Source organism: Pseudoalteromonas sp. H105 (genome assembly GCF_001469215.1).
Classification (GTDB): domain Bacteria; phylum Pseudomonadota; class Gammaproteobacteria; order Enterobacterales; family Alteromonadaceae; genus Pseudoalteromonas.
In genome coordinates, this window is the sequence record NZ_LOFH01000004.1 from 62,831 (window position 1) to 77,827 (window position 14,997).

7 protein-coding genes are annotated in these 14,997 nt (G+C 39.4%); 1 reads left to right on the top strand and 6 read right to left on the bottom strand.

The annotated features are described in order from the left end of the window. Nucleotides 1-25: 25 nt before the first annotated feature. The 6 genes from ATS75_RS08305 to ATS75_RS08330 all read right to left on the bottom strand — a co-directional run bounded on the left by ATS75_RS08305 (nt 26) and on the right by ATS75_RS08330 (nt 14,582). On the bottom strand, nt 26-3,379 hold the full coding sequence (locus ATS75_RS08305) for a S8 family serine peptidase (protein WP_152996205.1): 3,354 nt from the start codon (nt 3,377-3,379) through the stop codon (nt 26-28). Between the two features lie 258 nt (nt 3,380-3,637). Then, nucleotides 3,638-3,985: a biotin/lipoyl-containing protein gene (locus tag ATS75_RS08310; RefSeq protein WP_058559994.1), complete on the bottom strand. Its 348-nt coding sequence runs from the start codon at nt 3,983-3,985 to the stop codon at nt 3,638-3,640. 38 nt (nt 3,986-4,023) lie between these two features. Then, nucleotides 4,024-9,966, bottom strand: coding sequence for a DNA repair ATPase (locus tag ATS75_RS08315; protein ID WP_235591159.1), 5,943 nt, complete (start codon nt 9,964-9,966; stop codon nt 4,024-4,026). 70 nt (nt 9,967-10,036) lie between these two features. Next, a complete protein-coding gene (locus ATS75_RS08320; RefSeq protein ID WP_058559995.1) occupies nt 10,037-12,139 on the bottom strand; it encodes an SPFH domain-containing protein in 2,103 nt (700 codons plus the stop codon). A gap of 59 nt (nt 12,140-12,198) precedes the next feature. Then, nucleotides 12,199-12,819, bottom strand: coding sequence for an OB-fold-containig protein (locus tag ATS75_RS08325; RefSeq protein ID WP_058559996.1), 621 nt, complete (start codon nt 12,817-12,819; stop codon nt 12,199-12,201). 272 nt (nt 12,820-13,091) lie between these two features. Next, a complete protein-coding gene (locus ATS75_RS08330; RefSeq protein ID WP_058559997.1) occupies nt 13,092-14,582 on the bottom strand; it encodes a dipeptidase in 1,491 nt (496 codons plus the stop codon). Between the two features lie 181 nt (nt 14,583-14,763). Here ATS75_RS08330 and ATS75_RS20115 point away from each other — a divergent pair, with 181 nt between their 5' ends. Further along, entirely contained in the window at nt 14,764-14,913 is a 150-nt protein-coding gene (locus ATS75_RS20115; RefSeq protein WP_082665440.1) for a DUF2986 domain-containing protein, read from the top strand. Nucleotides 14,914-14,997: the final 84 nt, after the last annotated feature.

Below are 14,997 nucleotides of genomic sequence, written 5' to 3' on the forward strand. Positions count from 1 at the left end.
AACAGACTCTGTGTAACTTACCCTATTAACTCTTTGCGACTTTACTTAACTTATATTTTCGTATAGAAGCTGTGATAATTAGTAAACCAAGAGTAAACCAAGCCAAACTACCGCCCCCAGCGGTTTTCTCTGCTTTTATTGTGTCTTCATTCTCATTATTCGTTTTTTCAATTACATCAAACCGGAATGTTGTACTTACGCTTGCCCCCTCACTATCAGAAGCCTCTATGGTTAGTACATGAACCCCTAACTCTTTTGCAAATACCTTAAGAGTAGAACTATTATTCTCAGACAGCCGAGCAAATTCAGAATCAACTTTATAGGTTAATGTGTCATTATCTCTATCATCAAAATAAATTGAAAGATCAACTTCAAATTCACTATCTAAATAAACCCTATAATGATCAAAATGATACAATAGCTCTGGAGTTTGATTAAAGTAATTTAATCTTATTGCTATTGCTTTTTCAACATTATGAAAACCATCTTGTAAAGTGAGCTTCAAAACAAAACCTCCTAGTGGGTAGTCAGCTTTGCTGTAGTTAAGCCTTAAAATATTACCTTCTAGTTTGATATTTTCATTCTTATTTTTTATTTCGAATGTGACTTGTTCTTCACTAACCGTATAACGACTTAGGTTAATCCTTTTTTCGATACCCGTGTTTACTTCAACTTCTTCTAAAGAAAAAACAGGTGGAATTTTGGATTTTTCCGTAATTTGAAGCTTTATAATTTTCCTTATCGCTTGTTCACCATCAGTAACTTGGACTTCAAATTCAATTTCATCGCCTATTTCCCAGCCACTTTGAAAAGTAACTTTAGAATTACCTAAACTATATATATTTATAAAAGAAGGTGTATTTTCTGTGCGGGAATAGAAGAGCTGATCATTGTCGGCATCATCAAATACCTTATTTATATCAAAATAAGCCTCTTCACCCATTTCAATAAAAATTTTATCTGTTATAGAAATAGGTGCAACATTTACATTATCATCAACTTTAAAAATGTAACTCACGTTATTTTCAAACTCGTCAGTAATTGGTAAAAAATAATTATGCCCAATTTGCAAGCCTCTGGATTTTATTGCATCTATAACTTCATTTGGAAAGTTTTTATAGCTATAAACAAAAGTTGAGCTTTTCTCAAAGAATAGAAGCTGAAATTCCATGGTAGTGTCTGGCTCTCTATTTGAGGGCTCTGTATAATAGACGAATACACGTTCACCTTCTTCTCCTGCTACGCGAGCAAATGAAGTCACTGGAAAGTAAAGTAATTTAAAAGTATCTAACTCGTAAGGTACAAACTTTATAAACTCTTCCCATGGAACGGATATACGGTTGTATATCTCATACTGCGATGCAATGTTTGTAGGCCCACCAGTTGAAACATCATTCGGCGCTTTTGATTTATTTGATTTATTTACGGGAAGCTCACTGATACTTTTATTTATATCCTCAAGCTCATGGTCACTATAATTAAATTTTGTAATAACGCCCTCACCTATACTTCCAGTAAAAAAAGCCTTATTAAAAGCATCCTCAACCCCCCCAAAGTCCACATAAAAGGGAATATCACCTGAATGTCGATAGCTATCTTCTCGAACATCCCATACTAAAGGGTCAGTTTTAAAGTATTTATAGGGCTTAACTACAAGTACAGGGAGCCCTTTATTTGAATCTATTCTTAAATTATGCATCCCTGTTTCTTCAAACACTATTTTTGTAATATTGAAACCATCATTAGGAATAGAATCAGGAAATATACCATCATCTTCAGCTTCATATATTACGTCCGTTAATTCATCTTTGATTTCAAGCTTACTTTCGATAGGATTGCCGCAATTTATGTTAATTGCCTTAATTATTAATTCTTTTCCTAAAACCCGTGGTATGACATTTTCTAATGAGGGGTAGAGTCTCTTTGATACTTTCTGATCCACACAATCAAGTAAGCCTGTATTATCACCTAATAACTTTAGATATTTATTAGAAAGCGATAGATCAGATGGAAAACCATCTAGTCTATCCTGATAAAAAATAGTGCCTGAAGAAATTAATAAATTCCTCACTTCTGACATTTTTAATTCAGAGTTAGATTGTAATACTGCCGCTGAGCCCGCAACTAAAGCAGCGGCAATACTAGAGCCTCTTGTATAACTATAATCATCTACCTCATCAGCACTTTCAACATCAAACAGTTTGATGTTATCAACATATACCTCTTTATCCTCACTAGAAGGATAACCATGGAATAGAAGCCTTATCTTTAGATCTCGTAAGCTTAGAAATATATCAGGGCTAAAATAAACAGTTGCATTTGTCCTCTGCCACTCAGACCCATAATACATACCATTACCCGTCATTGGCTGCCATTTATTTAAAGAGTGATCAAAAAACTCAAAATAAAATTCACTTTCTGTACCTAGTAAATCAAAGGATAAACCTATAAATTTACTCTTATATTCTGAAAGGTCTAATTCAGGAAACTCCAATGATGCATTTTCAGTTGAATAGTTAAACACCCAAGATTTCTCAGTTGTTGTAAATATGTCACTACTCAGTGCACCATTGATAATATTATCAAGAGGGATATCTGCTTGTTCCAATTCAGTTATAAAAGTTTTGGGAGCATACCTTTTTTTATTTGAAGTTGTCTTAATAAATTCAGCTGGAGCAAAAGTAGAAATGGTATTTTCACCTTGAGAATTAAGCCCTTTACTAAGACTCATACCTGAAACTACAACTATATTTGACATCAAGAACGAAAAAGGAAAATAAGGTGTGTAATCTAGATCTAAATCTATACCTATTTTACCAAATCCATGATCCGCTGCAGGAGCAATAAGTAAAATTTCTTCAGCTTCAAGCTTCTCTAAAATAGTTCTAAATTTATTGATACCTGCATAAAACGACTTAGGCTCTGGCACGCTAAAAATTGCCCCCGCAAAACCAAAATTGAATAAAACTGAAGAAAAATTCAACTTTTTATTCACTTTTAAATCAATTACATAATCAACACAATTTTCTAAGGACTGGTATGTGAGGCTACCTTCATCATCATATAATTTACAAGAAATTATTTTATTATTAGAGGCTATACCTGTAATCCCCTTACCGTTATTTTGCGATGCAGCTACAACACCTGCTAATGATGTTCCACTACCAAATGGATCAAATATATCACCATTCATTTTATGAGGATTTAAACCATGGATATCATCGATTGCGCCATTGCCATCATCATCTATACCGTTAAATGCTATTTCGTCGTTATTAACCCACAGGACATCAACCAAATCCTCATGCCTATAATCAATCCCAGTTGAAAATATTACTGTAACTGTTTCTATAGATTGATCGATTCCTGATCTTTTCAAATTTTCAAATTTTCAAAACCAACGTTATAGTTATTCTCCCCCCTGATGCTTGTCTTATTTAAATACCACTGAGTGTGATAAAGTGGATCATTGTAAGAGTACTGACTTGCCTGAACATGAGTAGTCAAAACAAGCGCTACCATTATTATTATTTTTATCATTAAAGACCTATTTTTGTATGTGAAATTTGAAGAGACTTCAAACCACTTTTATTATTCTATCAATTAGAACTCTAAATATTAATTACAATTAACATATCTAATCTATAGCTACCTGCTGCGCCAACTGCTGTTTGAGTCGCTCGTTTTCTTCTCTTAAAAATGCGAGCTCTTCTTCCAGCGGTAATTTTTTATCTGCAGTGTGTTCGCCGTAGCGTTTTTCACGTAGGTGCATAATGACTTGCTCTGAGCTGACAATATCACCTACTTTTGCTTTAAAGTTATGAATAACGCCTGCTTGTGGTGTCACAACCTCTAACACGGCTTTTTCAAGTTCTACATCAAACAACGCTTGATTAGCGATAACCTCTTGTCCATCATTCACGTAAATAGCGGCAATTTTTGCCTCGCCCATTGAGTCATATAATTCTGGTGCGTTGATTTCCATTTCTTTTTCTCCTTTATGTTTAAAAGCAACGGATGCTTTTATAACAGTGTTGGCATAGAACCATCTTGCTGATCTTTTTCGCTTACCTGCGTAACCACTTGCCTAGGCTGATTTTTTATTGCACTTATCAATACCTCCAAGGCCTGTTTTTGTTCGCTGTGTTGCGCAGCGTGTTGTTGCGTATTCTCTACGCTTTGCTGTGCGATAAGCTCAAGCACATCACGATTATTCGCAGTCTTTAACTCACTAAGCAACTGGCTTATTAAGTGTTGAGTTTGCTCGTTGCTATTGGCACTTTTTAACGCGGTTAATATCTCGGTTAATTTTTCACTGTGATCCAGTGTAGTCAATACGCTAAGCAATTGCTCACTGAGTGTTTGTATTTGTACCTCACTACCAGCAAGTATCGCCTGCTGTAATGCTAAAATGGCAGTATTAGGGTTAGTGTTGGTTATCGCTTGGGAAAGCTCGTTAAGTTCGGCTTTGGTGTTTAATTGCTCGGTTTGGCTATTTAACGCAGCAATCAGCTGTTGCACACCGTTTTGCATATTATTATTTTTAAGTGTGTGGTTGAGCTGCTCACTTAGTGCATCAATATGCGAAGCCGTATTATTACTCGCTATGGTATTTATTAATGTTTGTAGCTGATCTTTATTATCTAAAGGGGCTAAATACTCTGCTAACTGTTGCCCCAGCATAGCTAATGTTTGATTCGTGTTATTTGCAACAATGCCTTTCGTTAACTCGGTAATTTCACTTTTATTGTTTATTGAACCGATACTTTCACCCAGCTGTGCAGCTAAAGTATTTAACGTGTGATTAGTATTATTTTCAGTTATTGCTTTAACTAACGCATTTAGTTGTGCTTGGGTGTTATTTTCAGCCGTGTTGTCTGCTAGCTGTTTAAGCACGTCTTTGTACGGTGTTTGCCCAAGGCCGCTTTCAACAGCTTGCGCAAGCGCTTGTATTGCATGGTTGTTGTCTGTCCCTTGCACATTGAGCCCCAGTGTTTGCAATAATTCGCTGTAATCGTGACTGAGGTTAGTTTTACTCAACTTACCGGCAATACTTTGCAGTGATTCATGCAAGTAACTCATTTGCTCAACAGCCATCATTACTGGGCTGCCTGCGCCATCGAGCTTATTGAGTCTTACAAAATCATCTTTAATTTGTGCATAACGCTGCTGCTCTTCATCACTGAGTGTACCGCGCAATTCACCTAATTTAAGTAAGTTTTCTTCTGAGCCTTTACTGAGAGTTTGCGCCTCGCCGCGATAGTGATCGCGAATTAAGTTTTCAAGCTCTTCATCGTTCATGGCAGCCACAACCTTCTCTGCCATTTTGTTCATATTACGGTAGCTACCTTGCAGTTTAAAAGGCGGCTCGGTGCGGTAGTTGTTATCTTGTGCGGCTGAAGCGATGTATTGAGCATTTACTTTTAGCACTGTGTTACGAATGGTCATTAAACGGGTTAACACTGCTTTAATTTCGTTTGCCTCCGCTTGAGAGTAGCCGTGTTCAAGCTCATTTAATGAGATATCTTCGCCCTCGCAAATACGCACAAGTTTATATAAGTCCTCCATATTGCGATTGGCAAGCGGCGCAAGTACTGAGTTTGAGGTCAACGAGTTTTCAATAAAGCTCATAGCAAACTCTTGTTCGCACCCTGCTAAGGTATCACCTAAGTTATATATATCGGCGCGGTTGGCTAGCATGTCAGGAATTTTAAAGCTCTCGCCCGACTCGGTGTATGGGTTACCTGCCATAACCACAGCAAACTTTTTACCGCGTAGATCGTAGGTTTTACTTTTACCGTTCCACACACCATCAATACGGCGCGAACCATCACACAATGAAATAAACTTTTGTAAAAACTCAGGATTAGTGTGCTGTATATCATCCAAATAGAGCATCACGTTATTGCCCATTTCGAAGCTTTGGTTAATTTTAGCAATCTCTTTTTCAGCGGTTGCATTAATTGCTTGCGCTGGGTCAAGTGAGACTTGGTCGTGCCCTATTGATGGGCTGTTTACTTTTACAAAGGTCAGCCCCAATCGATTTGCCACGTATTCAACTAGCGTTGTTTTACCGTAGCCGGGTGGTGATATAAGCAATAACATGCCCATTAAATCACTGCGTTTATTTTTACCCGCAGAGCCAATTTGTTTAGCTAAGTTATCGCCAATAATTGGGAAGTACACTTTATTAATAAGCTGATTACGCACAAATGAACTTAAAGGCCGGGCTTTAAACTCATCGAGTTGTAGGCGCTCTTTTTGCTCTGCAAGTATGTCAGTTCGCAGGCGGTGATATTGCTCAAATGCAGGTACTTGCTCGGTGATATAGTTGCGAGTGCGGGCATAAAATTCAGCGTAATCAAGGTTAAGAACCTGCTCTTTTACCCGCTTATGTTGGCCCATTAGGTTTTCAACTTGCGTGGTTGGGGTTACATCTAGCACTTGGTAAGTTAGCCCTGTACTGGCACTTAAATGTAAATAATTAGCGGCTTCCGCTTGCACAACATGGCTTATCTCTGGGTAATGTAAGCAATACGCGTTTAGCCAGCTTAAATACAACAAAGCACGCTCATCGGTGCTGTTTACATTTTTACGCGCGCTTTCTAATTCGCCACTAAAGCCTTTTACTTTTGCCTCACTTGTAAACTGTTCTGCAAGCTTTTTAGCCTGTTGCGACACTACAAAGCAAAGCTTATCAGGTGCTTTTTGTTGCGCTAATTGTTGGATCAAATAACCGGCGGTTAAATCGCATGAAAAATCAGTGAAGCGTTGGCTCAGTAACTCAACTTGCGGCAAGAAATGACTGACTTGCGTGCTTATTTGCTCAGTTAAGTTGGTGATAAATTGTGTTGCTGCAAAGTGTTTATCCATCAATATGGCATTACTTGCCTGATGATAAAAATTGCTTAACTGCTCTGTACTTAATTGCGCACTAAATAACTGCGTAATAATACGGCAACTGGCAGGGTAAATAAGTAAATCTAGGGTACTTTTTTGCGTTAGTAAGGTGCTTAAAATAGCGCAGGCATCGTGATCATGTATGCCTTTTTCGTAGCCTTCTTGATAACGCGGTTCTGCAAATTTTTGTACTAAACTTAACAAGCTCCCATCCGCTTGCGCATCGTGTAACTGGCTAAAAGTAAGCGAGTGTTCGCTATTTTCACACGCTAGCAATAGCTGAGCCGCAAGGTACTCACCGCGATAAACTGCGTCATTCTCAGATACCAAAGCTTGTTGCCATAAATGCTTACTTTGCTCAAGCGTGGCAAGGCTTTGCTCATCTTCAATGGCTTCAAAATAATCAGTGCCTGTTAGGTGCAGCATTAATTGTTCATCGCGCGGCAACAGCGTTAAATCAAGCAGTTGCTTGTTTACACTAAATGCATGCTTACCAATGCTGACCGTATTACCGCCATCGGTGTAAATATCTTGCTTGTCACGCAGTGAACGTATGCCCTGATCTTTACTCGCTTTGAGTTTAGATTGAATATCATCAGCGCGTATTTCATCGCCTAATTCTTTAAGCTCGTCGGTTAATGCGCGTAGCTTGCTGATCATCGGATCAGCGGCAAAGTAGGTATTGAGTTTATCGAGCTCTGTAAAGCTTTGGGCGCGGCGATTGACACCTTGTAAAATACGCTCAGCGGCATTGGCTAAATTAAGAGCGCGGCGCTGGCGGGCATCAATCAGGCTTTGTTTGTGTGCTTCAAAGCTTTCGTAAACGTCATCACGCTTGGCAATAATTTCGCTTAGGTATTCATCAAACTCACTAAATTGAGACTCAAGCTCTTCAAGCTGGATAAGCAACCTTGATAATTGGTCGTCACAAGCCTCTGGGGTTTTTGCGTTATTTAGCGCATTAGTAATGCTTTGCGAAAAAAGTTTAAACCGTGCTGCAAACTCCGCTTTCGCTTCAACACTGCCTAAGCTTTTTTGACGTATTTCAATACTTGCTTTTGCGCGATTAACCAGTGCATACACCGCGCTGATATCTTCTAATATTTGCGTGCGCACGCGGCTGTCATCAATGTCTAAATCAAGCATGGTGTGGTTAAGCAAATCAAGCTCTACACTTTGCTCATCCAGTGCGGCGATATAGGTTTTGAGCTCGCTGACACTTTCGCTTTTTGTGCTCAGAGCTTCAAGCTCGCCTAATTTATCATGGTAAGGTTGCAGGGCACTATCTTGCTGTAAAAATGCGGCTGTAGCTTGGCTTACTTCGCTGAGCTTTTCATCCACTTGCTTTTGTAGATTGTTGAGGGCGTCGAGATCAATGTACTTAATATCTTCAAGGCTAATTATTTGCCCTTTTAATATTTTGAGTGCATCAATAGCTTGCACAAACTCAGGGGCGGCTTTAAAGCTATCTGGGCGTACATCACGGGTAACCTCAGTGTACTGCTTATTAATATCAACCAGTGATTGTTTTGCTTTGTTTTGAATTTCAGTGACTTTTTCAAACTCGTCAAGCACTTGCTCAGCAGTTTCAAAAATACTGTGTAGGCTTGTCGCAATCTCAGCAAATTCGCTCTCGTTAAGCCAATGGTAGCGGTCAAAAATGTTACGACTCAACGCTATCATGTCTTCATAATGATTGAGGCTTGGGCTTTGCTCGCTAATGGCTTTGCACACACTGTATAAATCAGAGATACCGCGCACTAAATCAGGATTGCCTATTTTGCCAAAAAAACTGGTTAAAGGCGGCGTATTGGCGGCAAACTCACTGGATACAAACGGGCTTTGCCAAATTTGTATTGGGTGTACGCGCTCCGCTTCGTCTTTGTCTGCTTTAAAGGTAAGGGTTAAACCATCGTTGTAAATAGCGTAGCCGTGGCAGTAAATCGGGTTTTGTAGGTTTTTATCAATAATGTTGTAGGCAAAAAGCGCATAGCGCCCTTCACTTGGTTCGTAAAACACATACAAAACATCTTCACCGTTCGGTGATTTAACATGACGATGAAACTCTAAATCATCTATGTACTCTTCAAATGAGCGCGCTTGGCCTGACTGTAAATAATAACCACCGGGAAAAATAATCCCGTGATCTTCAGGTAAAGTAACACATGCACTGCCAATGGCATCTTGGCGCATAACCTGTTGCGTACGGGTGTTGTAAATAAAATAACGCCATGTTTTTTCGCGGTATGGCAGTATTTTAAGGAGTATCAAATCACCCACCAGCGCATAGTCAACATCACTGTCAGCAAGGGATTGATTTTTATCATCCACCGCTTCTTGGTAAATGCCTTCGCCGGTGTCTGTGCTATTTTCAATTTTAATGGTGAGTGTGCCGCCGGTAGTTTCAACAAACAGGTGGTCGGCAATATTTATATGAGCAAAGCGTCCTTCAATGTGATCGTTGCGATCGGTATTGAGCCATTCAAAATCGTAGTCATGAGCGTGTTGAATATCTCGCTCACCGCGGTTATCAATGTAATTAATGGTGTTATCTGGGTGAATTTCCCAGCGAAACACGCGCACATCCGATAACTTGTCACCAATTTGGAATAACGCAAACAGCTTGCCATTTTGCTGGTATAAATGCTGTAAGGTAGTTTGCTTGTAATAGGTATAAAGTTCTTCAAAATCACGAATAAAACGGCTGTCTGTTAAAAAGCGTGTGGTATCAGGGTAAGGTTCTATTTCGTAATGATCATCTTGCTCAACCAATTTTTGAACACTAAACACATCACTGATTGCGGTTTCTTTTTTTAACCCTAGCTGTACGTTATAAGCAAAAATAACTTTATCACCCACAATAACAATATCGCGTGGGGTGCAGTTTTGCTCAGTACGAACGCGTACTCGCCCTTTTACTTGTAACTCCGTACTGCCAAACTCATCAATACGTTGCTTATTTACTGTATCTATTTGGGTTTTTAAATCAGTGCCAAAATTAGATAAGCGGCGCTTGATTAAATCGTACGAGCCTTGCTCTAGCGCTTGTTGAGTTACGTCCGTCATGAAAAACTATCCTGATATTAAATAATATTTAGCCGTAACAAAAACTGCTACGGCTAATAATGCTGGCAAACTAGTCTTTGGGATCTAGTTGAATTTTATCATCTAAGCCGCCACCTAAATTACCGCCTAACATGCTCAGTAATTGGCTTTTCTCGGCTGCCGTTGTATTACTTAACTGCTTAAGTAATTTACTCATGTTAAAGTTTTTTAGCGTTTCCGCTGAGCCATTTGCTCCTGCTAATACACCTTTTAGGTCTTCTATTAAGTTACGGTCGCCGTTTAAGTGATCTTTAAACACCGTTTGCACTGTTTGGCTTTCATCAACGAGGCCGTCAATTGATTTACCTAAACTGATTGCACTCATAAACTGGTTAAAGAACTGGCCATCACCGCCCATAATATTAATATCAGCATCACCCAATGCCTTCGCCATAATATGAGACTGATGCTCGGCAATGTCTTTACTGGCTGAAATTTTAGCTAGTACCAGCTCTTTTTGTTGGTTTAATTGCAGTGTAAAGCTTTCGTAATCACGGGCATCTTGATCCATTGCGTTAAGCGCTTGTAGCTTCTCTTCAAGGCCTTTTGCTTCTGCTAGCATCTTACGCTCAAGGTTAATTGCTTCTACTTCACCTTGTTTCTCGTTTGCATCAGCCATCGCGGTTTGTACTTGGGCCTGAGTTAAACCTATTTCACGGTCACCTTGTGCTTGCGCTTCAAGTTTTTGTTGCAGTACGCGAGCGTCTGTTTCGCCTTGTATTGCATTTGCTTCTGCTTTCGCTTTAATGACATCAGCTTCTGCAAGGCCTATAGCAGCCGTTTCAACTTGCTGTGCTTGCGCTAAGATCTTCTTAGACTCTGCCTGTTGGTTTGCAATTCTCAGCTCAGCATTAGCCATTGTTTCAAGCTCACGCGCTTTAAACTCTGCCGCTTGCTCTTGCGCTTTTGCAGCTTCAATGTCTTTTACCAGTGCTTCTTCGGCCTCTGCCTTGGCACGAATAATGACAGCTTCTTTTTCACGTTCCGCACCAGCCAGTACTTTTACATCTTTAATGCGTTCTTCTTCTTCAGCTACTGATTTTTCAACAATCACGCGGTCGCGCACTACATCAGCAATTTCTTTACGCTCAACCTCTAGGGCTTTTTCTTTATTGATGCGTAAAATTTCGGTTTCTCTTTCACGTTCGATCACTTCGATTTCACGCGATCGTGATACCTTTTCTTCTTCAATACCGAGCACTCGCAAACGATTTTGCTCTGCGATATCTAGCTCACGTTGCTTATTTTGTTCACTAATACCAATTGCTTCATCGGCTTGTAAACGTGCTTGCTCTGATTTGAGGCGTTCTTCTTGACGCACTTTTTCAGCTTCTGCAAACTCACGGGCTTTAACTGTCTCTATTTCACGCACTTGACGTGACATGGCATCTTGCTTTTGACGCTCAATTTCAAGTGTTTTTTCAGTGGCTTCTTGATTTTGAATTTCAATTTTAGCGCGCTCATCACACTTTAATTGGTTAGTAGAGACATTTTGTACTGCCGTCATTTCTGTAATGCGACGAATACCTTCAGCATCCAGAATATTTTGCGGGTCGAGCTTATCAATTGAGGTTTGTTCAAGGTAATCAATCGCGACATCTTCAAGAGTATAACCAGATAAATCTTGGCCTATCACTTCTTTAATGTTGTCTCGAAATTCATTGCGATGAGTAAATAGCTCAACAAAATCCATGCGCTTACCCACCGTTTTAAGCGCCTCTGAGAATTTTGCTTCAAAGAGTTCTTGTAGCGTGTCGTGTTCAGACGCACGGGCACAACCCACATGTTTTGCAACACGTAAAATGTCTTCTTTGTTTTCATTAACTCGAATATAGAAAGTAATGGCGATGTCAGCACGGATATTGTCTTTACAAATTAAGCCGCCCTTATCTTTACGCTCAAGTACCATGCGCTTAGTCGAGATATCCATCACTTCCATTTTATGGATTATCGGGTAAACAATGCCGCCCGTTGTGGTTACATCTGGCTCATTCTTCATTTTATTAATGATTAAGGCTTGGCCTTGTTCAACTTTGCGGTAAAACTTGCCAATAACAAGCAAAATAGCAAATATAATCGCTATTGCTATACCGACAAATGTAAGTATAGGGATGAGGTTATCTAGAAATTCCATGTTATGTCCTAACGTGATTATCGATTTTTATTTGCTACAAGCGCCATTACGCAAGCCGTTTACCACGGCGTACGAGTTATGGTGTAACAATGTTGCTCTTTGAAGTATTCAAGCAACACGGCTGTGTCACCTGAGGTAAATGGTTCTTCGTTGCTGCTGCGAACTTGAATTAATTGTTCAGTACCTTGAAACTGTATTTTGGCTTGACCAAAAGTATCGGTTACTTTTGAAGTAACAACGGTACATTCTAAACCTAAAAAGTCGCTACTTTTTGAAGTCTCTGTGCTGTTAAAAAAGCGCTGGAGGGGTTTTGAAATAATAGCAGCAATGGGGATTGCCACTAGCATACTGGCGAGCACCATTACGATGCCAAAAACATAAAATAAAATGCCATCACCTAACAGGTACGCAAAAAACTTATGTGCATACATACTAATAAGCCAGCTAGTCATCACGATAAGGCTAAATGAAACAGTGATTGGCACACCGCCAAACCCCATGTTAAACCATGACGATAGGCTTGAAGCGGGAGGCGCATCAGCGTCAATATCGATGTCTGATTCAAACATATCTATATCAGCAAAGCCAACCAAGGTTATTAGCCAAAACAGTATCACAACTAATAGAAGCGCCGTAAAAATGGCGGTGGGGAAAGTAAATGCTAAATTTAAAAAATCCATTATAACTGCTACTCAGTTTTTATATTTATTATCCTTATGGGAACTTTTTACCATTTTAAGGCACGATTGTTAAGAAATTTATAACAAACAATGGCGCATTTTGTATTTTTATCGGTATTTATAGGCAGTGATGTGAGAGGTCAGCGAGGTAACAAAAAAGTACATGATAAGTAATGAATTCGAGTAAGCATTAAAGTGCTATGACATTCATATTTAAAAATGCGTAGTAAAAAGAGTGCAAACCTTTTAAAAATTTGCACCCTGTCTGTGAATTACATATTACCCAGTTTTATCATCATCGCAGTGTACATTTTAAGGTTTAACTTAAGCTGCTCAACCGTAATGAACTCATGCTCTGAATGGCCTGTGTACTTTTTGCCAGGCATGGATGGGCCAAACGATACGGCATTTTCAAACAACTTAGCGTTCGTACCGCCACCTATTGATACAAAGCCTGCATCTTCGTTACCGGTAAAGTGTTTAAATATATCAAGCAATGCTTGAGCATGTGGTGCGCTGTCAAGCAGCATAGGTGTGCCAATAACTACGTTTGTCTCTTTTAACTGAACATTATTGTTCGCCTGCCAGTTTGCCAGAGCCGTATCTATTTGCTGTTTCAATTTTGCTTCATCTTTACCTACAGGACGGCGCATATTTACAGACAACGTAATATCATTAGCATCGCGTTTTAATAATGTTGGTGAGACCGTCATCGGGCCCATAAAGTCATGGCTATACGCAATTTCGCCAAAGTTATTACCATATAAATCAAGGCCAATAAGCTGATTAATAAACTCAATAGCTTGGCCGTCACTGTTGTTCTCAAGTTCGATACCTTTAAATACCTCTGCCAAGTGAGCAATGGCATTAAACCCCGCCTCTGGTTCAGATGAATGCGCTGACGTGCCTTTTACTGATACTTTAATGCCTTGACTAACCTCAGTTACCGCCACTTTAACATCCTTGAGTATGGCAATATTCGTATTAAGGGTTTCAATATCAGCATCGGTTGCGTTATGTAACACAACGCTTGCATCCTCTGGGATTTGGCTAACAAATGCGCCACCTTTTAGGTCACTCACATACACACCGGTTTGTGGTGATGTGCCTGTAAAGGTTGGCGCAACTAAACTCCAGCCTTTCTCCGCGACAACCACAGGGTAGGATGCATCAATGGTGACCGCGTATTTAGGTTGCTGATAAGTTTTCATAAACTCTTTAAGCGGTTCCCAATCCGACTCCTCGGCTAAATACACCATCAGCTCAATACGGTTATCAAGCTCAATTTTTTGATCTTTTATAGCTTTCATCGCATAGAGTGCAGTAGCGATTGCGCCTTTATCATCTTCTGTTCCACGTGCGATTAATTTACCCGGCTCTGAGGTACTGTCTATCTCAAAGGGGCTTTTTGTCCATTTACTGGCATCTGCTGGTTGTACATCACCATGAGTTACAATGGTTACCTTATCGTTTTGTTCACCCATGCCTATTAGCACTGTGTGCCCTAAGTCTTGGTAGTCAAAACCAAGTGCTGCCGCTTTCATTTTTAATAACGCTTTAAAACCAATAAAATCAGGATTTGTTAATGTTGAAACCCCTTCTTTATTAACCGTTGGGTAAGAAACTAAATTAGCCAACGTATGAATTTGGGTGTCTTGATAGGTGCCTACTGCGTACTTAGCAGCATCCTGACTAATTTGGTCAATATTCGCATGGCTACTTGCGGCCATTAATGCAAGACTCGCTAAAACAAAATTTTTCAAAGCAAATTCCTATTAAATGAAAGGGAAAGAAGACACCGTAATTGTAACGCCGTAAAGACACATTACGCCAGCGTTGTACCAATGAAGTTATTATTTCACTGAGTAAGATATTTAATTAGCTTATAAATACAGTAACACTGTATACTACGCCACCAATTTTAAGTATTAGCAGCAGCCAAAAATGAATCGCAGAAAGAAAATCGTCACTAAATTTCAGAAGAAAGATAAGCGCGCAAACGCTAAATTACACAAAAGTAATAAGCCTGCCTATGTGTCAAAAGCTGATCGTGAAAAGTTAGCGCTTGAAGCTGAGCAACTGCCTGAAAGTTAAATCATTGTTAAAAACAGTATGTTAAACACTTAACAAATCGCTTTATTTTGAGTATCTTAGTCAGCAATAACAAAAATAAGGTAC